The sequence below is a fragment of the Mycobacterium nebraskense genome, assembly GCF_002102255.1.
GTDB classification, from domain to species: domain Bacteria; phylum Actinomycetota; class Actinomycetes; order Mycobacteriales; family Mycobacteriaceae; genus Mycobacterium; species Mycobacterium nebraskense.
In genome coordinates this window covers 36,483-58,831 of sequence record NZ_LQPH01000007.1, presented here as the reverse complement: position 1 = coordinate 58,831, position 22,349 = coordinate 36,483, and the positions used below count along the sequence as shown (strand labels likewise).

At 69.3% G+C, this 22,349-nt stretch carries 20 protein-coding genes; 14 read left to right on the top strand and 6 right to left on the bottom strand.

What is annotated here, in order from left to right; translation table 11 throughout:
- The first annotated feature begins 96 nt into the window (after positions 1-96).
- A complete protein-coding gene (eccB, locus tag AWC17_RS00660) occupies positions 97-1,461 on the top strand; it encodes a type VII secretion protein EccB (protein ID WP_046187055.1) in 1,365 nt (454 codons plus the stop codon).
- Here eccB and mycP read toward each other — a convergent pair.
- A complete protein-coding gene (gene mycP, locus AWC17_RS00655; RefSeq protein WP_047322553.1) occupies positions 1,426-2,727 on the bottom strand; it encodes a type VII secretion-associated serine protease mycosin in 1,302 nt (433 codons plus the stop codon). The genes eccB and mycP overlap by 36 nt on opposite strands.
- Positions 2,724-4,151 (bottom strand): type VII secretion integral membrane protein EccD, encoded by a 1,428-nt coding sequence (eccD, locus tag AWC17_RS00650; RefSeq protein ID WP_046185620.1) that lies wholly within the window; start codon positions 4,149-4,151, stop codon positions 2,724-2,726. Before eccD ends, mycP begins: the two co-directional genes overlap by 4 nt.
- Positions 4,152-4,245: 94 nt before the next feature.
- On the opposite strand from eccD, the gene eccCa reads away from it, so the two are divergent.
- From eccCa to AWC17_RS00605, 9 genes are all read left to right on the top strand, one after another.
- Positions 4,246-7,935: a type VII secretion protein EccCa gene (gene eccCa, locus AWC17_RS00645; protein WP_085164127.1), complete on the top strand. Its 3,690-nt coding sequence runs from the start codon at positions 4,246-4,248 to the stop codon at positions 7,933-7,935.
- A complete protein-coding gene (locus AWC17_RS00640; protein WP_046185616.1) occupies positions 7,932-9,164 on the top strand; it encodes a type VII secretion-associated protein in 1,233 nt (410 codons plus the stop codon). Before eccCa ends, AWC17_RS00640 begins: the two co-directional genes overlap by 4 nt.
- A gap of 49 nt (positions 9,165-9,213) precedes the next feature.
- A complete protein-coding gene (locus tag AWC17_RS00635; RefSeq protein WP_046185618.1) occupies positions 9,214-9,531 on the top strand; it encodes a WXG100 family type VII secretion target in 318 nt (105 codons plus the stop codon).
- A 15-nt stretch (positions 9,532-9,546) separates the two neighbouring features.
- Complete coding sequence (locus tag AWC17_RS00630) at positions 9,547-9,843, top strand: WXG100 family type VII secretion target (RefSeq protein ID WP_046185615.1); 297 nt, start codon at positions 9,547-9,549, stop codon at positions 9,841-9,843.
- Positions 9,844-10,073: 230 nt separating this feature from the next.
- A complete protein-coding gene (gene rplM, locus AWC17_RS00625; RefSeq protein ID WP_046185614.1) occupies positions 10,074-10,517 on the top strand; it encodes a 50S ribosomal protein L13 in 444 nt (147 codons plus the stop codon).
- A gap of 17 nt (positions 10,518-10,534) precedes the next feature.
- Entirely contained in the window at positions 10,535-11,029 is a 495-nt protein-coding gene (gene rpsI / locus AWC17_RS00620) for a 30S ribosomal protein S9 (protein ID WP_276038869.1), read from the top strand.
- Positions 11,030-11,178: 149 nt separating this feature from the next.
- Positions 11,179-12,516: a phosphoglucosamine mutase gene (glmM, locus tag AWC17_RS00615; protein WP_046186885.1), complete on the top strand. Its 1,338-nt coding sequence runs from the start codon at positions 11,179-11,181 to the stop codon at positions 12,514-12,516.
- A gap of 43 nt (positions 12,517-12,559) precedes the next feature.
- Positions 12,560-12,892 (top strand): type VII secretion target, encoded by a 333-nt coding sequence (locus AWC17_RS00610; protein WP_046186884.1) that lies wholly within the window; start codon positions 12,560-12,562, stop codon positions 12,890-12,892.
- Positions 12,893-12,894: 2 nt separating this feature from the next.
- The gene (locus AWC17_RS00605; protein WP_085164126.1) at positions 12,895-14,199 is read left to right on the top strand and encodes a hypothetical protein; all 1,305 of its coding nucleotides are present in this window, start codon (positions 12,895-12,897) and stop codon (positions 14,197-14,199) included.
- Between the two features lie 4 nt (positions 14,200-14,203).
- Here the strand turns inward: AWC17_RS00605 and AWC17_RS00600 are convergent, their stop codons facing one another.
- The 4 genes from AWC17_RS00600 to AWC17_RS00585 form a co-directional block, all read right to left on the bottom strand.
- Complete coding sequence (locus AWC17_RS00600) at positions 14,204-15,247, bottom strand: LLM class F420-dependent oxidoreductase (protein WP_046185368.1); 1,044 nt, start codon at positions 15,245-15,247, stop codon at positions 14,204-14,206.
- A 49-nt stretch (positions 15,248-15,296) separates the two neighbouring features.
- Positions 15,297-16,136 carry a dienelactone hydrolase family protein gene (locus tag AWC17_RS00595; RefSeq protein ID WP_046185366.1) on the bottom strand — a complete coding sequence of 280 codons (840 nt, stop codon included), beginning with the start codon at positions 16,134-16,136 and terminating at the stop codon, positions 15,297-15,299.
- A 23-nt stretch (positions 16,137-16,159) separates the two neighbouring features.
- Entirely contained in the window at positions 16,160-16,384 is a 225-nt protein-coding gene (locus tag AWC17_RS00590; RefSeq protein WP_046185365.1) for an Rv1535 family protein, read from the bottom strand.
- Between the two features lie 421 nt (positions 16,385-16,805).
- Entirely contained in the window at positions 16,806-17,207 is a 402-nt protein-coding gene (locus AWC17_RS00585; RefSeq protein ID WP_052742806.1) for a DUF2510 domain-containing protein, read from the bottom strand.
- Positions 17,208-17,290: 83 nt separating this feature from the next.
- On the opposite strand from AWC17_RS00585, the gene glmS reads away from it, so the two are divergent.
- The 4 genes from glmS (at position 17,291) to AWC17_RS00565 (ending at position 22,345) form a co-directional block, all read left to right on the top strand.
- The gene (glmS, locus tag AWC17_RS00580; protein WP_046185363.1) at positions 17,291-19,156 is read left to right on the top strand and encodes a glutamine--fructose-6-phosphate transaminase (isomerizing); all 1,866 of its coding nucleotides are present in this window, start codon (positions 17,291-17,293) and stop codon (positions 19,154-19,156) included.
- A gap of 92 nt (positions 19,157-19,248) precedes the next feature.
- Positions 19,249-20,112 carry a DUF4436 domain-containing protein gene (locus AWC17_RS00575; protein ID WP_046185362.1) on the top strand — a complete coding sequence of 288 codons (864 nt, stop codon included), beginning with the start codon at positions 19,249-19,251 and terminating at the stop codon, positions 20,110-20,112.
- Between the two features lie 100 nt (positions 20,113-20,212).
- Positions 20,213-20,890: a rhomboid-like protein gene (locus tag AWC17_RS00570; protein WP_046185361.1), complete on the top strand. Its 678-nt coding sequence runs from the start codon at positions 20,213-20,215 to the stop codon at positions 20,888-20,890.
- A gap of 33 nt (positions 20,891-20,923) precedes the next feature.
- Complete coding sequence (locus tag AWC17_RS00565) at positions 20,924-22,345, top strand: NAD(P)H-hydrate dehydratase (RefSeq protein ID WP_085164135.1); 1,422 nt, start codon at positions 20,924-20,926, stop codon at positions 22,343-22,345.
- Positions 22,346-22,349 lie beyond the last annotated feature (4 nt).

The following is a 22,349-nucleotide window of genomic DNA, read 5'->3' as shown; positions in this document are numbered from 1 at the left end:
AAAGTTCGAAACTTCGCTGAGCTGTGGATCAATTAAGCGGCCGCGCGATCGGCCCCGTTACCGTGTGCGCAACAACTACGCAGGACGGGGGAATCAGTGCCGCGTCAGCCGACCACGTGGCTGCACGTCAGCGGTTATCGCTTCCTACTGCGTCGCGTCGAGTGCGCGTTGCTGGGCGGGAATATCCACACCCTCAGCACCCGCCCCCGTGCGCAAACGGCGGCGCTGACGATCGGGTGCGTGCTGGCGGCGATCGCCGTCGCGGGAGCTGCTCTCGTTGCTTTGCTACGGCCACGCGTGGCGCTGGACGGCGCCCAACTGGTGATGGGGCGCGAATCCGGAGCGCTGTATGTGCGAGTGGGCGACACCTGGCATCCGGTGCTGAACCTCGCGTCGGCGCGGTTGATCGCGACGACGGCGGCCAACCCCCAGCCGGTGCCCGAAGCGGACCTGACCCGCGCCAAACGCGGGCCACTGCTCGGCATCCCGGGTGCGCCGCAGCTTATTGGCAAGCCGTTGTCGGCGGACGAATCGGCCTGGACGATCTGCGATACGGACGGAGCGACGACGGTGATCGTGGGCCGCATCGACGACGCGACGACCCGTCGCCTGAGTCCCGGACAGGCCGCCCTGGTCGCGCCCGCCTCGGGTTCGCCGGCCTACCTGCTCTACGACGGCAAGCGGGCGGTGGTGGATGTCGCCGACCCCGCGGTGGTGCGCGCGCTCCGCCTGGAGGGGCGCGCACCACGACCTGTCTCGCAACCGTTGCTGAACGCCATCCCCGAGGCGCCCCCGATCAGGACGCCCCGTATCCGCGGCGCCGGCGACAAGGCGGCCGTCCTGCCCGGATTTGTGGTGGGCGGTGTGGTGCGCATCACGCGCGCCGGGGGTGATGAGTATTACGTGGTGCTGGCCGCCGGGGTCCAGCGCATCGGTGAGGTGGCCGCCGATCTCCTGCGTTTCAGCGACTCCCAGGGCACCGCCAATGCCGTCACGGTGGCGCCCGATGCGATCCGCGCCGCTCCGATCGTCGACTCGCTGCCGGTGGGCGGCTTCCCCGACCGGGCGCCGGCACCGCCGGACAACGGCAGCACGTTGTGCACCTCGTCGCAGGCTGCGCCATCCGGCCAATCCGGCGTCACATTTCTGGCCGGCAGCCGGCTGCCGCTGCCGGCCGGTCAGGCGCCGGTGACCTTGTCGCAGGCCGACGGGCACGGTCCCGCGCTGGACGCCGTGTACATGCCGCCCGGCCGGAGCGCCTACGTGCGGGCCGGGACGCGCTACCTGGTCACCGACAGCGGGGTGCGATTCGCAATCCACGACGACAACGCCGAGCATGACCTCGGGCTCCCGGCGGCGAACCCGGCACCGTGGCCGGTCGTGGGGGCCCTTCCCGCCGGACCGGAGCTGAGCAGCGAGAAGGCGTCACTCGCTCGCGACTCTGTCGCGGGGACCCCGTAGTCGCCGCCTGGCCACACCGGCGGCCAGCGTTATCCCCAGCGCGGCGAGGCAGATGGCGACACCACGCAACGCGGTGTTGCGTGCGTTGGCGATCGGCGATGCGGCCGGCGGCGGCGCGGCGATCCGCGCGGGCGCCGGTGTCGACGTAGTCGCCGGCGGACCGGAATCGGTACTGACCGCCGCCAGCGCGTCGACGGTGCCGTTGCCGACGAGCGGATCCCAACCGGCGGGTGGGTGGTGCGCGGTCGACTCGATGCGCTGCATCACCTGCCGCGCCGTCAACGTCGGGAACCGGGCCCGGATCAGTGCGGCCAGCCCACTGACCACCGGCGCGGCATAACTGGTGCCGGACACCGGTTCCGAGCCGAGCGGTGTCACCGCCTCGCCGGGGGCGGCGACGTCCACCCACGGGCCGGCAAGGGTGAATGCCGACGGCGCCCCTCCGGGATTCACCGAACCGACGGTCAGCACGTAGTCGTCGTACCACGCCGGGCTGACGGCGACAGTGACGGTCTCCCAAGTGGCGTCCGAACGCTGTGGTGGGCACTGCGCGGCTCCGCCGGTGTTGCCGGCCGCGGACACGATGACGGCATTCTTGACGTCCACGGCGTAGGCCAGCGCGGCGCCCAGCGCACGGTCATCGAGTGCCGACGCGACCGGAACGCAGGCGACAGAGGATATGTTGATCACCGATGCGCCGAGATCGGCGGCGGTTCGGACGGCTTTCGCCATGGTGTCGACATCACCGACGCCGACACGGGACCGATCGCTGGCGAGGGAGAACTTCGCGCTGGACTGGCGAATGCTGATCAAGGTGGCTTCGGGTGCCATCCCGCTGAAGCCAGCGTCCGTCGAATCCGTTGTGGCAGCGATGATTCCGGCCACCAGGGTGCCGTGCGCGTCGCAATCCTGGGTGCCGTCGCCGCTGGACACATAATCCCCGCCCGGCACCACATCGGGTAGCAGACGGTGCCGCGAAACGCCGGTGTCGATCACCGCCACCCGTTGTCCGGCGCCGCGGGTGAGCTGCCAGACCCGCGTCAGGTCGAGGGGGTCTGTCAGCCGGTTAGGCGCCGATCCGGCCGCCATCTTCGCGCAAACCTCGCGTTGCACCGTCGGCCACGATGGCGCGGGCCGAGCGGGCTTCGGCAACCACGTGTCATCGATCTGCGGCGGCGAAACCGCTTGCGCGAGCGGCGTTCCAAGGATCGACACCGACGCCAGCGCCGACACCGACAGGAGGCGGGTGACGCGCGACGTCCTCACTTGAGATTCAATCCCCGTGCGGCGCCATAGAGCCCACATATCCAGCACGTCAGCGGGACCATCGCAACCAGCGCCAGCCACTCCAGCGCATCGACGGCCCGGCGTAGCAGGGGCGGAGGCGATATTGCGGGCGCGACGAAGCCGAGATACATAGCCGCGGCGGCCAATGTTGCCGCCGCCGCGGCGACCCACGGCCCGCGGCCCGGTGTGCTCAAGGCGGCGACACCGAAGGTTGTGCCCACGACCACGGTTCCGGCGATGACGAACGTCAGCATCCTGCTGCTGTCAGTGGAACGCGCACGCAGCAGTAGCAACGCGCCGGTGATGCTGCCGAACGCCATGCAAGACAGGCGCGGTGCGCCGGCCAGGACGGTGACGACGGCGCCGACGGCCGCCGTTGACGAAAACCCGGCGAGCAGGCTCGACAACCATGTGTCGGCACGGAGCGCTTGCACCGCCACGCAAGCGTCGCCTGGTTCGGTGTCGTCCATGTTCGGGGTCGACGGCAGGCGGGGTGATAACCCCGCCAACACGATCGACACCCGCGCCGCCGCCCCAAGCAGCCCGAGCGACACCAACGCCGAAGCCGCGCCGATCACGTGCGGCGGGGCGGCGGTGATCACCCCCACCAACGCGGCCACGGCGACGACCGTCGCGACGCATGACAAGGAAGTCAAGGTGACCCCGCCGCAGCCCGATACCCGCTTCGCCAGCACGCAGGTGGCGGCCGCCGCGGTCGCGGCGAGCAATACATTGCAGACACCTGGGGCGCCGGGCACCGCCACAAAACCGGCAACGGTAGCGAACACGGTGGCCATCGCGTTGAGCGCCAGCGCCGCGACCGCATCCCGATAGGACCGGTGCGCAACCGCAGCGGACAGCAGGGCGACCAACCACGCGCCTGCCGCCACGCCCACCGTGATTTTGATCTCATGGTTGACGTTGGTGCTGAAAGAGTTTCGCGCAAGCGCCAGCACGCCGATGGCGGTCAGGCAGCTCGCCGCCATTGCACCGGCGAGCCGGACCGCCAGTCGGCGCCGGGCGTCCGTCCACGGTTCGGGACCCGCAACCAGCGCCTCCGACACGGCCTCCGCGACATCGTGGTGACGAGCGGCGGGCGGCGGGGTCAACGGCTGGCTCAGCAACAACACAGCGCCGTCCGCAATGCCGCTCTGCGCCAGCGTCTTCGACGGATCCAGGGTGGCGCAGCCGGGGAGTGACAGGTGGTAGCGCTTGGCGATCAGACCGTCATCGACGTCGCGGACCTTCAGGATGTCGACGATCGACGGGGTCAGTATGGCGACGGGAATCTCGGCCGGTAGGGCAAGGTCGGCGACGGCGGTGCCGGAATGGATTGACACACGGCGCAGCGCCGGATCGATTGCGGGCAATGGCGACCCTTTCGGTCGGATTGCCGCGAACATAGCCAGGTTTCGGTCACCGGGTATGCGGCTGTCCACAGGTGACTTGTCGTTGATTTCGGTGCTGCCTACCGTCGTCGGACGAGAAGGGAACGAGATGACCCAGGGTTTCGTGCCCGTGGCGCGGCGGCCGCCACCGGCGGTAGCGACCGCGGACCTCGTTGTCGATGCGCCGCCCGCCCCGCCGTCGCCGGCGATGCCGGGCTTGCTGCCCCGTCTGCTACCGGCCGTGCTGGCGATCGCCGGAATGGGCGTCATGGTGGCGGCACTGAGATCGGGGTCGGGTGGCGCCCGCAACCCCATGTTCCTGGCCTTACCGGTCATGATGCTGGCCTCGTCGATGGTGACAGTTCTGTCAGGGCGCGCCGGCCGCCAGGGCGGCGGCATCGACGTCGAACGCCTCCGCTACCTCGGATACCTCAGTCGGCTGCGCCATGTTGTCACCGAAACGGCTGCCGCGCAGCGTTCCTCGCTCATCTGGAGACACCCCGACCCCGACACGTTGTGGACATTGATCGGCGGCCCCCGAATGTGGGAGCGGCGCGCGACCGACCCCGACTTCTGCCTCGTTCGCGTCGGCACCGGGTCCCAGCCGCTCGCCACCCGTTTGGTGGCTGCGCCCACTAGTGAGGCTGCCGACCCGGCCACCGCCGCCGCCTTGCACAGCTTCCTGCGTACGCATTCGACGATCGTCGCGCCGATCGCCGTCGGCTTGTGCGGAAGCCCGCGCCTCAGGATCGACGGCGATGTGACCGCGGCACGCGGAATGCTGCGCGCGATGGTCTGCCAACTCGCCGTCTTGCACCCTCCCGATCAGTCGCTGATCGTCGCCGCGATCAGCGACCGGAACCATCGGCAGTGGGAGTGGCTGAAATGGTTGCCGCACAACCAACACCCGACCGCGGCCGACGGGGTGGGCCCGGTGCGGATGGTGTATCGCGGCGTGGCCGAGGCGCAAGACGCGCTCACCGGTGTGCGGTCGCACGCGGTGGTGGTCGCCGATTTGGACGAGAGCGTCCACGGCTTCGCGGGCGCGACCGTTGTCGAAGTCGGCGACGGCCGCGACGGCGCACCGGTGACGATAAGCGGGCTGGGTGAAACCCAGACGTTGCCGCGCCCCGATCGGATGGACCCCCTGGACGCGCTGGTGTGTGCTCGTCGGTTGGCGATGTACCGGGTCGGCGCGGCCCTCCGCGGCGGCGACGGCACGGGGTGGCCGGGCCTGGTGGGGATCAACGACCTGGACCTTTTCGATCCGGTTGCGTTGTGGCGCAACCAAGACCACCCCGGTCGGCTCTGCATCCCGATCGGAACCATGGCGGACGGCGCGGGGTTGGAGCTGGATATCAAGGAGGCCGCGGAGAACGGCATGGGCCCACACGGGCTCTGCGTCGGCGCCACCGGGTCGGGCAAGTCGGAGCTATTGCGCACGATCGCACTGGGCATGATGGCGCGCAACTCTCCCGAAGTGCTCAATCTGCTGCTCATCGACTTCAAAGGCGGCGCAACCTTTCTCGATTACGCGCGGGCTCCGCATGTGGCCGCCGTCATCACGAATCTCGCCGACGAGGCGCCGCTGGTGGCCCGGATGCGTGACGCCCTGGCCGGTGAAATGAACCGGCGGCAACAGCTGTTGCGGGCGGCGGGGTGCGTGAGCGCCGCGGCCTACGAACGTGCGCGCCGGACGGGTGCCGCAGCGACCGCGGCCCTGCCCACCCTGTTCATCATCGTTGACGAGTTTTCCGAGTTGCTCAGCCAACACCCGGATTTCGCCGACATGTTCGCGGCGATAGGGCGGCTTGGCCGGTCGTTGGGCATGCATCTGCTACTGGCCAGCCAACGACTCGACGAGGGCCGACTACGCGGACTCGACGCCCACCTGTCCTATCGGCTCTGCTTGAAAACCCTGTCGGCCGCCGAATCACGTGCGGTGCTGGGAACACTCGATGCCCATCAACTGCCGAATATCCCCGGGGCGGGCTACCTGTGCACGAGCGATGGAGAGCTGACCCGCTTTGACGCCGCATACGTTTCGGGACCGGCACCGCCCGGCGCGCCGACCGCTGTGTCCGTGTCCTTGCCTTCCGTGCAGACGTTCGGGACTCAGAGAGTCGGCGCGATCACCCATGCCGTCGAAACCTGCGGGCCGTCCGAGCGGACGGTCCTGCGCGCGGTCCTGGACCGGTTTTCCGGGCACGGACCGCCCGCGCACCAAGTTTGGCTGCCGCCGCTGGGCGCGGCACCCGCGCTGTACACCCTGCTTCGCGATGCTGTGCCCAACCCGATTGCCCTGACGGTTCCCCTCGGCATCGTCGACCGGCCCTTCGACCAGCGCAGGACGCCGCTGATGGTCGATTTGCGCGGAGCCGCAGGCAACGTGGCGGTCGTCGGGGCGCCCCAATCGGGCAAGTCGACGGCGCTGCGCACCCTGATCACGGCGTTGGCGGCCACTCACGAGCCTGGGCAGGTGCAGTTCTACTGCCTGGACTTCGGCGGCGGAGCACTGACATCGACACGGACGATCCCGCATGTCGGTGCCGTCGCCGGCAGGGCCGAACCCCGACTTGTCGCGAGGATCGTCGCCGAATGCGAGTCGGTTATCCGTTCGCGGGAGGCAATATTCAGTGACAAGCGGGTCGGATCGATCGCGGAATACCGTCAGTTTCGGGCGCAGCGCGGGGCGCCGGGCATCGATCCGTTCGGCGACGTCTTCCTCGTCGTCGACGGCTGGGCGGGCTTGCGCGAGGCATTCGGCGCGCTGGAGTCGTCGGTCACCGCCGTTGCGACCCAGGGGCTTTCGTTCGGCGTACACGTGGTGGTGTCGGCATCGCGGTGGGCCGAGATCAGGCCGGCATTGCGGGACCAGATCGGGACACGCATCGAGCTGAGGTTGGGTGATCCCGCCGATTCCGAACTGGACCGAAAAGCGGCGCAAAACGTGCCCCGGGGCAAACCGGGCCGCGGTCTCTCCGGCGACGGATCGCACATGATGATCGCCTTGCCCCTGGCCGAGATTGGTTCCGCTGAATCTGTTGCGCCGCCAATACCGTTGCTGCCCGGGATGGTAGAGCGTGACACCCTCATCGACCGGGTGGGTGACCGCATCCTCCTGGGTATCGACGAGCGTCGACTGCAGCCCGTGCCGTGCGAGTTCGACCGGCAGCCTCATCTTTTGATACTCGGAGACAAGGGGTGCGGCAAGACGGCGACGCTACGGACACTGTGCCGCGAGATCGTCCGGACGAAGACCCACGCGCAAGCCCAGCTCGTGATCGTCGATTTTCGGCGCTCGCTGCTCGGCGTCGTCGAATCGGAACACCTAGGCGGCTATGTCATGTCACCGGCCGCGCTGGCTGGAATACTGCCAGACCTGCTTGATGTGTTGGGGCGGCGAATGCCCCCGGCCGACGCGAGCCAGGCGCAACTGCGAGCGGGGTCCTGGTGGTCCGGGCCCGATATCTATGTCGTCGTCGACGACTACGATCTGGTCGCCGGCCCGGCCGCCAACCCGCTGGCCCCGATTATCGAATACCTGCCGTACGCAACGGATCTGGGCCTGCATCTGGTCATAGCGCGGCGTAGCGGTGGCGCAGAGCGCGCGTTGTTCGAGCCGTTGCTGGCGGGCTTGCGCGACCTCGGGTGCATGACACTGATGATGAGCGGATTTCCGAGCGAGGACGTGCCGTTCGACTCCCGTCGGTCCGCGCGGTTGCCACCCGGCCGCGGTGTCCTGCGCACCCGCGCGGGCGACGAACAGCTCGTCCAGGTGGCCTGGAGCGCGCCGTGAACGCACATCGCACCGTCATTGAAGCCGGTCCCAGCACGATCCGCCGATTATGTTGCGGGACAGGCGCGGTCGCCAGGGGCGAGGCGTCCGAGATCATCGGGGCGGCGCTCGGCGCGATCGACGATCAGGTGACGTTGGTGGGCGAGCACCCGGTTGCCGTTGCTTCGCTGTGGAGTGATGCGCTGCGATCGGCGGCCTGTACACGCGGCGAGGGCATGATCGTGGTGCATCCATCCTGGTGGTCGTCGTCGCGCGTCGGGGTCGTGAGATCGGCCGCGGGCACCGTGGTCGATGACGTGCTGGCGCGGCCCCGGTCGTGGTTGCTGGCGCGGGCCGCCGGTGCCGATGCGGAAGCGACGGTCGTGGTGGAGATCACCGAAAGGATGGTGGTGATCGGTGGTGCCGAAGTCGTCGCTGTACCGCGCCGGCCCTCACCTCATCCCTTCGCCGACGACGTGGTGGCCGCCATTGCGGGCATGCCCGCGGCCGTCGTGCTCATCGACACGCCGAGCACGGTCACCGGGGCGTCGACGATTGCGGCGTCGATCGCCGACGCGGTGCGCGCCAACGGCCGGAAAGCCGTGCGGATCGACGACGCCCGGCTGGCCCGGCTGGCCCGATTTGCCGTGTCCAATCATGATGCGACGACTGAGCCACGCGAACGTAGCGATCGCCTCCGATCCCGCGCGCGGAGGCTGAGCGGACTCGGTGCCGCCACCATCGTGCTGGCCGCAGCGTCCCCTGCCGTGATCACCGTCGGGCGGCACGGCACAGTGATCCCACCGCCAATGGCAGCTGCACCCACAACCTTTCTCGTGGAAGGGCGGGTAGCAGTGACGGTCCCCGCGGATTGGCCCACGCAGCGGGTGGTGGCCGGGCCGGGTTCCGCGCGAGTGCAGGTCACCTCGCCGTCCGACCCGGAAGTGGCGTTGCACGTCACGCAGTCGCCGGTCGCCGGCGAGACGCTGAGTGGCACCGCCGAGCGCTTGAAACGCGCGATCGACGCGGAGCCCGCCGGAGTGTTTGTCGACTTCAACCCCTTCGGGACTAGCGTCGGTCGGCCGGCGGTGACCTACCGCGAAGTCCGCGCCGGCCATCACGTGCGGTGGACGGTGCTGCTGGACGGCCCCGTCCGGATCAGCCTCGGATGCCAAAGCCGGCCCGGGGAGGAAGAGGCCGTCCGCGGTGTCTGCGAGCAGGCGGTGCGGTCCGCGCACGCGGTCGGATGAACGAGGAATCGGGTGGAACCAAATGACCGTCGTCGGGGTCGAACTCAATATGGACGCGCCGAACACATTGAGCACCGACTTCGACCTGATGCGGTCCGTCGCGGCGACGACGGACGCCCGCAACGAGGAAATCCGGGCCATGCTGCAGGCATTCATCGGTCGCGTGGGCGGTGTGCCGCCATCAGTGTGGGGTGGGCTAGCGGCCGCGCGGTTCAAAGACGTGGTGGATCGCTGGAACGCCGAGTCGTTGCGGCTCTACCACGTCCTGCACACGATCGGCGAGACCATTAGGCACAACGCCGCCACTCTGCAGGAGGCCGGCCATGACCACGCAACCCACATCGCCGCCGCCGGCGGAAACCTGTGATCGAGAGGATCATCCGTGGAATCGGCGCTTTCCTATGACTTCGGCGAAATCGAGTATTCGGTGCGCCAGGAAATCCACACCACATCGGCCCGTTTCAACGCGGCGCTGGAAGAACTGAGGGCGCAGATCGCCCCGTTGCAGCAGCTCTGGACGCGTGAAGCGGCGGCCGCCTACCAGGTTGAGCAGCAGAAATGGCACCAGGCGGCGACCGCCCTCAACGAGATACTGGTCGATCTCGGAGACGCGGTGCGCGACGGTGCCGAAGAGGTGGCGAACGCCGATCGGCGGGCGGCCGGCGGGTGGGGACGGTAGCCGCGCCCATAGTCGTCTGTGTGGTCCCGGCGGGGGAGAGCCGTCGGGACCACACAGTCATTTTGACCTGCGGGGACGCGCATCGGTAAGCTGCTCGGTTGGCGTGCGGTACGCCGGGGCCTCGGGTCAATGTCGGTCGCCGAGAACCCTTCCTTTTGGACCCACCGCGGACGCCTGACCGGCACCCGGCTCGACCCGGGAACCACCTCGAGAAAGAAAAGGTAAGCGCTGTGCCCACCTACGCGCCAAAGGCGGGTGACACCACGCGGTCGTGGTACGTCATCGACGCCACGGACGTGGTGCTTGGCCGCCTTGCCGTCGCGGCAGCCACCCTGCTGCGCGGCAAGCACAAGCCGACGTTCGCCCCCAATGTCGATGGCGGTGATTTCGTCATCGTCATCAACGCCGACAAGGTCGCCCTGAGCGGCGACAAACTGCAGAGCAAGCTGGCTTACCGCCACTCGGGGTATCCCGGCGGCCTGCACTCGCGCACGACCGGCGAGCTGATGGAAAAGCACCCCGACCGCGTCGTCGAGAAGGCGATCGTCGGCATGCTGCCCAAGAACAAGCTCAGCAGTCAGATCCAGCGCAAACTCCACGTCTACGCCGGCCCCGAGCACCCACACGCCGCTCAGAAGCCGGTTCCGTTCGAGATCAAGCAGGTGGCCCAGTGACCGAAACAACCGAGGCCCTGGACACCACGGCCACCGCGGAAACCCCGGAAACCCCGGAAACCCCGGAAACCCCGGACGTACCGGCCGAGGCGCCCGCGCCCGCGGCCGCCGAGTCGTTCGTCTTCGACCGGCCCATCCAGACCGTCGGCCGCCGCAAGGAGGCCGTGGTGCGGGTGCGCCTGGTGCCCGGCACCGGCAAGTTCGACCTCAACGGCCGCAGCCTGGAGGATTACTTCCCTAACAAAGTGCACCAGCAGCTCATCAAGGCCCCGCTGGTCACGGTCGACCGGGTGGAGAGATTCGACATCTTCGCCCTCCTGCACGGCGGCGGCCCGTCGGGTCAGGCCGGTGCGCTGCGCCTGGGCATCGCCCGGGCGCTGATCGTGGCGCAGCCCGAGGACCGGCCCGCGCTGAAGAAGGCCGGCTTTCTCACCCGTGACCCGCGTGCCACCGAGCGCAAGAAGTACGGCCTGAAGAAGGCCCGCAAGGCGCCTCAGTACAGCAAGCGCTGATCAACCATCACTTTCTGGCCGCAACGGGGCCTCAAATGGGGTAGTCGCGCGCTTCCTTCGGCGTGTCTGCGCGCAAACGCGCCCCGTTTCGGTCAGAAAAGAACGGGCACGTTAGGTGCTAAACCGTCAACTGTGAGAGGTTTGTCCGCATGGGTCGACTATTCGGCACCGACGGTGTCCGTGGGGTCGCCAATCGGGAGTTGACCGCCGAGCTGGCGCTGGAGCTGGGCGCCGCGGCCGCGCGGCACCTGGCCAGCGCGGGTCGACCGGGCCGGCGCGTCGCCGTGATCGGGCGCGACCCCCGGGCCAGCGGCGAAATGCTGGAGGCCGCGGTGATCGCCGGGCTGACCAGCCAGGGCGTCGACGCGCTGCGGGTCGGGGTGCTCCCCACGCCCGCGGTGGCCTACCTGACCGGCGCGTATGACGCCGACTTCGGCGTGATGATCTCCGCGTCGCACAACCCGATGCCCGACAACGGCATCAAGATCTTCGGCCCCGGCGGCCGCAAGCTGGACGACGACACCGAGGACCGGATCGAAGCACTGGTCACGGCAGAAGCCGGGTCGCGCCCGGTCGGCGCCGGGATCGGCCGCGTCATCGACGCCGAGGATGCCGACGACCGCTACCTGCGCCACCTGAGCAAGGCCAGCACGATGCGGCTCGATGGCCTGACCGTGGTGGTGGACTGCGCGCACGGCGCGGCCTCGTCGGTGGCGCCGCGCGCCTACCGCGCGGCCGGTGCGCGGGTCATCGCGATCAACGCCGAACCCAACGGCCTCAACATCAACGAAAACTGCGGCTCCACCCACCTGGATTCGCTGCGCACCGCGGTCATCGCCCACCGGGCCGACCTCGGCCTGGCCCACGACGGCGATGCCGACCGGTGCCTGGCCATCGGCGCCGACGGCGAACTGGTCGACGGCGACGCGATCATGGTCGTGCTCGCGCTGGCGATGCGGGAGGCCGGCGAGCTGGCCTCGGACACCCTGGTGGCCACCGTGATGAGCAACTTGGGGCTGCACCTGGCCATGCGCTCGGCCGGGATCACCGTGCGCACCACCGGCGTCGGTGACCGCTACGTGCTGGAGGAACTGCGGGCCGGCGACTACAGCCTCGGCGGCGAGCAGTCCGGTCACATCGTGATGCCGGCGATGGGCTCCACCGGGGACGGCATCGTCACCGGGCTGCGCTTGATGACGCGGATGGCGCAGACCGGCTCGTCACTGACCGAGCTCGCCGCGCCGATGCAGACGCTGCCGCAGGTGCTGATCAACGTCCACGTCGCCGACAAGGACACCGCCGCCGAAGCGCCCGCGGTGCGCACCGCGGTCGGCGACGCCGAGGCCGAGCTCGGTGACACCGGCCGAATCCTGTTGCGGCCCTCCGGAACCGAGCCCGTCATCCGGGTCATGGTGGAAGCGCCCGACGCGGACGTGGCCCAGCGCGTCGCGAACCGGGTCGCCGAGGCGGTCAGCTCCGCGCGCTGAATCCGGCCGGAACCCGGGCGCGTCCCCGGGCGTCGGATTAGGCATGAGATTCGACAGGGGAGTACGACCGGCCACCACCGTGGCCCGTACGGAGATCGACGTCCCGGCGACGCACCGAGCCGCCGACCAATTCTGCGCCGCCTCCGGCATCATCGACCGCGCCCTCAGCGATCAGCTGGGCAGGCTGGCGTTCGGCGGGGCCAGCGCCGGGCGGGCGCACGCCGCGCGCGGCGAGGCGCTGCGCGCTGAGCTGGAGCGGCTGACCGCCGAAGTCGCGCAGTGGTCGCGCGCGTCGGTCGAGATCGCCGCCGCCCTGCGGGCCAGCGCCGACCGCTACGCCGATGCGGAGCTATATGCCGCGGCGCGGATCGCCTGATCGTGGCCGACCGGCTGGACGTCGCCGAGCGCCTCGCCGAGGGCCTGCCCGCCGTCGAGCACACGCAGATTTACGTGCGGGCCTGCCATGCCGTGGGCTACCACCATCCCGACCTGACGGCGCACCCCTCGCAGATCCGCGACTGGTATGACACCGAAGACGGCCTGGACCTGCACGCCCTCGACCGCGACTGCGCGGAGCTGCGGGCGGCGGGCGAGGCGGTCTCCGAAGCGCTGCGGATGCAGCGCGCCCAGGTGGCGGAGCTCGCCGCGGCGTGGACCGGGCCGGGCGGGGACGCCGCGGTGCGGTTCGTGGAGCGCCACTGCGACACCGCGAGCGCGGTGGCCACCGAACTGCGCGCGGCGGCCCAACGGTGCGAATCACTGCGCGACAACCTGTGGTACCTGGTCGACTCGAAGGTCGCGACCGCTATCGCCGTCGACGACCGCACCCAGGCGCAGCGGCCGGCGTGGTTGGCCGCCGCTGCCGCGGTCACGACCGGGGTGGGGGATCGGCAAGCCGCCGAAGAGGTGGTCCGCGAGCAGGTGATGCCTTACGTGGACAACGAGATTCGCGACGACTGGCTGACCACGATGCGTTCGACGCGCGACGGCGTGGCGACCTCCTACGACATGGTCACCGACCGGATGGCCGCCGCGCCGACGGCGTGCTTCGAAGCCCCCGGTGATCTCGGACCCGGCTACCAACCGTTGCGACCGGCCCCGGCCAGCGATCCGCCCGTTGCCGTCACGCCGGCGGCCGCGGCCCCGAGCTCGCCGGTGGACCCGGCGCCGACCGCGACGACGCTCGCGCCGGCCCCGGTTCCGGCCGCGCCCGAACCGGACTGGGGAACCGCGCTCGGTGACGCAGCCGGCATGCCGGCGGGCGATCTGGGCGGCGGACTCGGCGGCGGTGGCGAAGGCCTCCTCGGGTTGGCCAGCAGGATCGTGGATGCGGTCGGCGGCCTGCTCGGCTCGGCCGGCGACGAGCTGGGCGCCGCCGATCCCGTCGAGGACGGCGACGCCTTCGACGAGGACCCCTTTGAGGCCGACGACACGGACGACGAGCCCGCGGAAACCGAACGCACCGAAGACGTCGCGGACACCGACGAGGTCAAGCCCGGCGCGGCGGCTCAGCCGATTGAGGCGCCGGTGCCTGCCGATGCGGCGCCGCCACCGGTTGCCGCACCGGTCGAGACGCCCGCACCGGCCGGCGCTCCAGCGGCGGGCGAGCCGGCGCCTCCGGCGACCGACGGTAAGACGCCCTGTGAGATCGCCGCGGACCAGTTGCCGCAGGCGGGGCAGTGACGGATCAGGCCGAACGAAGCCGCAGCACTTCCTCGACGTAGCGCACCGATTCGGCGGGGTCGCTGGCCAGCGGACTGAGCAGCAACGTCGTCACACCGGCCTCGGCGAAGGCGGCCAGGCGTTCGGCGACGTAACCGCGCGGGCCGACCAGTGACATGCCGCGCACCAGTTCGTCGGGCACCGCGTCGATGGCCTCCCGCTTGCGGCCCGACAGGTACAGCTCCTGGATCCGGTCGGCGACCTCGCCGAACCCGTAACGCGTCGCCAGGGCGTGGTAGAAATTGCGGCCCTTGGCGCCCATCCCACCGAGGTAGAGGCCCAGCTGCGGCTTGACCCATGCCAGCCGCTCGTCGACGTTGTCGCCGATGGCCACCGACGCGTGCACCATGACGTCCAGCGGCCCCAGCGCGGGATCCCGCTTGGCCGCGCCGGCCGCCAGCGCGTCGCCCCACACCGACGCGGCCTTGTCCGGCAGGAAGAAGACGGGCTGCCAGCCTTCGGCGATCTCGGCGGTCAGCTCGACATTCTTCGGGCCCAGCGCGGCGATCGTGATCGGAATACGTTCGCGCACAGGGTGATTGATGAGCTGCAGGGCCTTGCCCAAACCGGTTCCACGGTCGGAAGGCAACGGGATCTGGTAGTGCTTGCCGTCGTACTGCAGCCGTTCCCGGCGCCACACCTTGCGGCAGATCTCCACGATCTCGCGGGTGCGGCCCAGTGGGGCGTCGAACTCCACGCCGTGAAAGCCCTCGATCACCTGCGGTCCGGACGTGCCGATCCCAAGCCGGAAGCGCCCGTCGGACACGAAGTCCAGGCCCGCGGCCGTCATCGCCAGCAGCGAGGGGGTGCGGATGTAGATGGGAAACACCCCAGAGGCCAACTCGACGGTGTTCGTCTTGGCGGCCAGGTACCCGAGCTGGCTGACGGCGTCGAAGGCGTACGCCTCGGCCACCACGGCGATGTCGATGCCGGCCTTCTCGAGTTCGACCACGCGGTCCACGGCCTGGTGAAATCCGCCCGAATAATCCAGAGCGATCCCGATTCGCATCAACGACAGATACCACGACGGCACCCGCGAGCCGCGATGCGCTACCGCATCACTTCAACAGCGCGACGATCTTCTCTTCCAGGGCGACCGGCGGCGCCTCGGGGTCCACCGGAACGGTCTTGGGTAGGTGGACGTGGGGATCGGCGAAGTCGCGGTATGTCTTGTCGCCGGCCAGCGCGTAGAGCAGGTAGCCGGTCAACAGCGCGCGCACCGTTCGCTGTGTGCGCCGGTGCGGGCTGGCCAGGCCGAACACCTTCGTCAACCGCCGGCCCTCCACCAGCCCACCGGGCTGGGCCTTGCTCACGATGCGCAGCGTGGCCCCGTCCCACGCGTGGGATAACGACAGCGCGTTCGAGGTCAGCGACTGCGGATCCTTCGGCGCGGTCAAGATCAATCCGGGGAGCTTCAGCCTTGTCGCCGGGTCCTCGGCGGGTGGGCTGGTCGCGGCGGGAAACAACGCGGCCGCCGCCGCCAGCCTGTTCGGCATGCCGGCCGCGGCGAACACGGCGGCCGAGCCGCCGAAACCATGCCCGACCACACCGAGCTTGGCGGGATGCACGCTGATCTTGCCCGGCCCGAGGCGCACACCCGACACGATGTCCAGTGCGGTCCCGAGGTCGAAGGCGAAGTTCAGGACGGAAGGGGCCAGGCCGCGCTCGGTGTCGGGAGCACCGGCCACGATGCCCCACGACGCCAGGTGGTCGAGCAGACCCGAATAGTGGGCGGCCTTGGTGAGCCAATCGTGACCGAACGCAATCCCGGGCAGACCCAGCCCCGCCTCCGGCGTGTACACCACCCCCGGCAAACCGGCAAACGCCAGGTCACCGCGCAAAACCCGATGCGGGCCACGGCGACTGAGGGCTGCGAAAAGCTTGCGGGTGCGGGCCACGCGTCGACGTTAGCGCATCGGCGCTAGGCCCTGACCTCGATCATGCCCACCCGCCAGAGCACCGCATACATGTGGCGCAGCGGGATGCTCAGCAACCGGGCGGCCGCGTCCACCATCGGGTCGCCACCGCCGATCGGCTCGCGGTCACGCCGGGGCGCGGGCCGGCTTACCGGCTTGGGCGCCGCCGCCAGCGTCAGGCTGGGCGCGGGCGAAACAGTTACCACATCGTCGAACAGAACCGCAGTCATGATTCTCCCCTTGAAGAAGGTGTGCAAAATTTCGGATTAACAGTTATGAACATTTATCTATCCGGCGGTTTACGCGTTGCTTGAATGTTTATGCCAGGCCGAATTAACGGGCAGGGCATGAAACGCGATTACCGGGTAGCTGGACTATCGGCATTGATGTCTGTCAAAAGCGGTTATTGCGGAAAAGATATGGTTGCGCTGCGCGCATTCACACCGGTGAATCCCGTGATTCCCCAGGTAGTGGTGGTCAAGCGGGCGTCAACGAGCCGTCCTTTCTGCTGGCTTCGGTGGTAGCCAGTCGTAGCCGATATGCAGAATTCTAAGTAGCTGGATTGCTAGAGCGATGACGCAAGCGAAAACGTCACGAATACATCAGGTGAAAACGTTTCTACCGTTTATGAGGACGGCATGAAGAGGACGGTCAGCGTCCTTGCGGTGGAAAACCGGGTGGATTGGTCCACGACGTCCACCTGATCCCGTCCCAGTAGCGGTGCCCGGGCCCCGACGGGTCGCCGTACCACCCCGGCGGCGGGCCGACGGCGGCGGGCGGGGCGGGGACGTAGCCGGCGGCTGCGGGCTGTTCGGCCAGCTGGCGCACTCCCCGGATCGCGCTCCAATTGGAGATCAGCGCGACCCAGTTCATCACCAGCAGCGACACCACGCTCCACCACCCGGCCCCCAGGTTGTGCAGCTGCGCGGTGCGGTATGCCCGCTCGCATTGCTCGAGGGTGCCGGTGAAGGTGTAGCGGCGGTGCTGCCAGAAGAAGACGGCGCCGGTGTGCTCGCAAAGGGTGACATGAAAACGGCGGTAAGGAGCGGTCAACACGTGCCTTTCGCGCAGGTGGGCGCCCTAACGTTAGCGTCGGTGTGCCGTGGCGGGGTGGCGGCTGCACTACCCTGGTTCGAATGTGCGGAATTGTCGGCTACGTCGGGCAGCAGCCTGCCTGCCAGGTCGTCATGGATGCGCTGCGCCGGATGGAGTACCGCGGCTACGACTCGTCGGGGATCGCACTGGTCGATGGCGCGGGCACGCTGACCGTGTGTCGCCGGGCCGGTCGGCTGGCCAACCTGGAGGAAGCGGTCGCCCAGATGCCGCCGGAGTCGCTGGGCGGTACCACCGGCCTCGGCCACACCCGCTGGGCCACCCATGGGCGCCCCACCGACCGCAACGCGCACCCGCACAGCGACGCCGCCGGCAAGATCGCCGTCGTCCACAACGGCATCATCGAGAACTACCCGATCCTGCGCCACGAGCTGGAGGCCCAGGGCGTGGAATTCGCCAGCGACACCGACACCGAGGTCGCGGTGCACCTGGTGGCGCAGGCCTACCGGCACGGCGCGACCGCCGGCGACTTCGCCGCCTCGGTGCTGGCCGTGCTGCGCCGGCTGGAGGGCCACTTCACGCTGGTGTTCACCAACGCCGACGAGCCCGGCACCATCGTGGCCGCCCGCCGCTCCACACCGCTGGTGCTCGGGATCGGCGACGGCGAGATGTTCGTCGGCTCCGACGTGGCCGCGTTCATCCCGCACACCCGCAACGCCGTCGAACTCGGCCAGGACCAGGCCGTGGTGATCACCGCGGACGGCTACCGGATCACCGACTTCGACGGGAACGCGGACGTCGAGTACCGCGAGTTTCACATCGACTGGGACCTGGCCGCCGCGGAAAAGGGCGGCTACGAGTACTTCATGCTCAAGGAGATCGCCGAGCAGCCCGCCGCGGTGGCCGACACCCTGCTCGGGCATTTCGTCGACGGCCGGATCGTGCTCGACGAGCAGCGGCTCTCCGATCAGGAACTCCGCGAGATCGACAAGGTGTTCGTGGTGGCGTGCGGCACCGCATATCACTCGGGGCTGCTCGCGAAATACGCGATCGAGCACTGGACCCGGCTGCCGGTTGAGGTGGAACTGGCGAGCGAATTCCGCTACCGGGACCCGGTGCTGGACCGCAGCACCCTGGTGGTCGCCATCTCGCAGTCCGGGGAAACCGCCGACACGCTCGAAGCGGTCCGGCACGCCAAGGAGCAGAAGGCCAAGGTGCTGGCCATCTGCAACACCAATGGCTCGCAGATCCCGCGCGAATGCGACGCCGTGCTCTACACCCGGGCCGGCCCCGAGATCGGCGTCGCCTCGACGAAAACGTTCCTGGCGCAGATCGCCGCCAACTACCTGGTGGGCCTGGCGCTGGCGCAGGCCCGCGGCACCAAGTACCCCGACGAGGTCGAGCGCGAGTACCGGGAGCTGGAGGCGATGCCGGACCTGGTCGCGCGGGTGCTCGCGACGATCGAGCCGGTCGCCGCCCTGGCGTATCGGTTCGCCCAGTCCTCGACCGTGCTGTTCCTGGGGCGCCACGTCGGCTACCCGGTGGCGCTGGAAGGCGCGCTGAAACTCAAGGAACTGGCCTACATGCACGCCGAGGGGTTTGCCGCCGGCGAGCTCAAGCACGGCCCCATCGCGCTGATCGAGGACGACCTGCCGGTCATCGTCGTCATGCCCTCGCCCAAAGGGCAGGCCACGCTGCACTCCAAGCTGCTGTCCAACATCCGCGAGATCCAGGCCCGCGGGGCGATCACCATCGTGATCGCCGAAGAAGGCGACGACACCGTGCGGCCCTACGCCGACCACCTGATCGAAATACCTTCGGTGTCAACGCTTCTGCAGCCGTTGCTGTCGACCATCCCGCTCCAGGTGTTCGCCGCGTCGGTGGCGCAGGCCCGCGGTTACGACGTCGACAAGCCGCGAAACCTCGCCAAGTCCGTCACCGTGGAATAGGTAGTGTCGCTTCGGCCGTATCGCCGCGAGCTCCTCAGCCGTTCCGCTAGATTCCCCTGGGACAGATCGACTCCACCGGGGGTAGGAGCAGCATGCGGTCGGCGGCCACCAGATTCGGCTTCGCAGGTCTCGTCGTAGTCGTTGTCGCGGCGTACGTCGCCTCGGTCGCGCTGTACGCCAACAGCGGGGGCCACCACCACCCGGAGATTCCGGCCGGCGGCGACCGGAGCACGGCCACGTTGGTCATCGAAGACATTCAGTCGAACTACAGCGTGCTGTCGGCCAACCTATCCATCTCGCCGGGCTCGGCCCTGTTGGATCCGCAAACCCAGCACCTCAACGAAGACCTCAGCCTCCGAGTGCGATCCGTCGCTACGCCGACCCGCCGCACGTGGACGAAAGGCATGCTGCCCGGTGTCTTCCCCGTCCCGCTGACCATCGCGGGGGAGATCGAGAATTGGCCCTTCGACCACTACGGTTCGGGGCCCGTCGAGATCGAGCTCATGCACGGCCCCGGGAACGTGCCCGAACGCGTGCCGGTGACCTTCGTCAACCACCTGTCCGGTTGGCAGGTGTCCACCGACGGGTCCGGCCCCTACCGGGTGAGCGTGCACCGCTCGCTCAGCGCGGCGGCGTTCGGAATTGTCATCCTGTGCGTGCTCATCGCCATCGCCGGCCTGGGCCTCTTCGTCGCCGTTCAGACGGTGCGCAACCGGCGGAGGTTCCAGCCACCGATGACAACGTGGTACGCCGCGATGCTCTTCGCGGTGGTACCACTGCGAAACGCGCTTCCGGGCTCGCCGCCCTTCGGGGGCTGGATCGACATCACGCTCGTGCTGTGGGTGCTCGTCGTCTTGGTGGTCTCGATGCTGCTCTACATCATGTGCTGGTGGCAGCACCTGAGGCCGGAGGCCGCCGCGCCGGCGGAGCCCGTCCCCGCACCGTCGAGCCCATGAGAGCCTCACCCCGGGCCGCCGCATAAGTTGCGCGGCGCAGCGATCAGCGTGCGAAGGTGATGACGTGACGAATGCACCGGTGCGGTCCCGGCTACGCAGCATGGGGTTCGCGGTCTGGCATTACGTCAGCAGCGCCCCGCTGACCTACGGATGGCTGCTGGTCCTGCTGATCACGACGCTCATTCAACACTGGCTTCCCCAACGGCAACTGCACTCGATGTTGATGCACCATTCCACCAACATCCACGGCCTTGCGCGCGATCCGCTCGACGTGCTGTTCTCCAGCCTGCTGTGGATCGACGGGGACAACCTGACGCCGTACCTGCTGCTGTTCACGTTGTTCCTTGCGCCGGCCGAACACTGGCTGGGCCAATTACGTTGGCTCACAGTAGGATTGAGCGCGCATATCCTATCCACCTATTTCAGTGAGGGCGTGCTGTATCTCGCGATCGAGGTGCACGACGCGTCGGAACGGCTGGTGCACGCCCGCGACATCGGCGTGAGCTACTTCCTGGTCGGGGTGATGGGCGTGCTGACCTATCACATTGCGCGGCCGTGGCGCTGGGGCTATCTGGGCGTGCTGTTCATCATCTTCGGCTTCCCGTTGATCGCGATGGACCGTATTGAGCTGAACTTCACGGCAATCGGGCACTTCACCTCGATCCTCGTCGGGCTCTGCTTCTACCCGATGACGCGGCACCAGGACCCCCGGCAGCTGAGCCCGGCGCGCCTGCGGGCCATGGCGCGACGACGCCGATCGCCCGAGGCATCGGCCTGAGCGGCGCGGCCGTTGACCCGTAGTGTGGCTACCGTGCGGCACTACTACTCCGTAGACGCGATCCGCCAGGCCGAGGCGCCGCTGCTGGCCAGCCTGCCCGACGGGGCCCTGATGAGGCGCGCGGCCTTCGGGCTCGCCGCCGAGATCGTCGCCGAATTGAGAGGCCGCACCGGCGGGGTGGCCGGCCGCCGGGTGTGCGCCGTCGTCGGCTCGGGCGACAACGGCGGTGACGCGCTGTGGGCCGCCACCTTCGTGCGCCGTCGCGGCGCGACCGCCGACGCGGTGCTGCTCAATCCGGAACGCACCCACCGCAAGGGGCTGGCGGCGTTCACGAAGGCCGGCGGGCGCATCGTGGAAAGTGTCTCGCCGACAACCGATCTCGTCATCGACGGGGTGGTGGGCATCTCCGGCTCCGGGCCGCTGCGCCCAGCCGCGGCCAAGGTGTTCGCCGTGGTCGAGGACGCGGGGATCCCGGTGGTCGCGGTCGACATCCCCAGCGGCATCGACGTGGCGACCGGGGCGATCACCGGACCGGCGGTGCACGCCGCGGCGACCGTCACCTTCGGCGGGCTCAAACCCGTGCACGCGCTCGCCGATTGCGGGCGGGTGAAGCTGATCGACATCGGGCTCGACCTGCCGGACACCGACATGCTGGGCTTCGAGGCCGCCGACGTGGCCGCCCGCTGGCCGGTGCCCGGACCCCACGACGACAAGTACACCCAGGGCGTGACCGGTGTGATGGCCGGCTCGTCGACGTATCCGGGTGCGGCCGTGCTGTGCACGGGGGCCGCCGTCGCGGCGACCTCCGGCATGGTTCGCTACGCCGGCAGCGCGCACCGCGAGGTGCTCGCGCACTGGCCGGAGGTGATCGCGTCACCCACCCCGGCGTCGGCCGGGCGGGTCCAATCATGGGTCGTGGGGCCGGGATTGGGCACCGACGACACGGGGGCCACCGCGCTGTGGTTCGCGCTGGAGACCGACCTGCCGGTGATCGTGGACGCCGACGGGCTCACCATCCTGGCGGCGCACCCCGAGCTGGTCGCCAACCGCACCGCGCCCACGGTGCTCACCCCGCACGCCGGCGAATTCGCCCGCCTGGCGGGTAGCCCGCCGGGGGACGACAGGGTGGACGCGTGCCGGAAGCTCGCCGACACATTCGGCGCCACCGTGCTGCTCAAGGGGAATGTCACCGTCATCGCCGATCCGGGCGGCCCGGTGTACCTCAACCCGGCCGGGCAATCCTGGGCGGCCACCGCCGGCTCCGGCGACGTGCTGTCCGGGATGATCGGCGCGCTGCTCGCGGCGGGCCTGCCGGCGGGTGAGGCGGCCGCGGCGGCGGCGTTCGTTCACGCGCGGGCGGCGGCGCTGTCGGCCGCCGACCCGGGCCCCGGGGACGCGCCGACGTCGTCGTCCCGCATGGTTCCGCACATCAGGGCCGCGCTCGCCGCCCTCTAGAAAG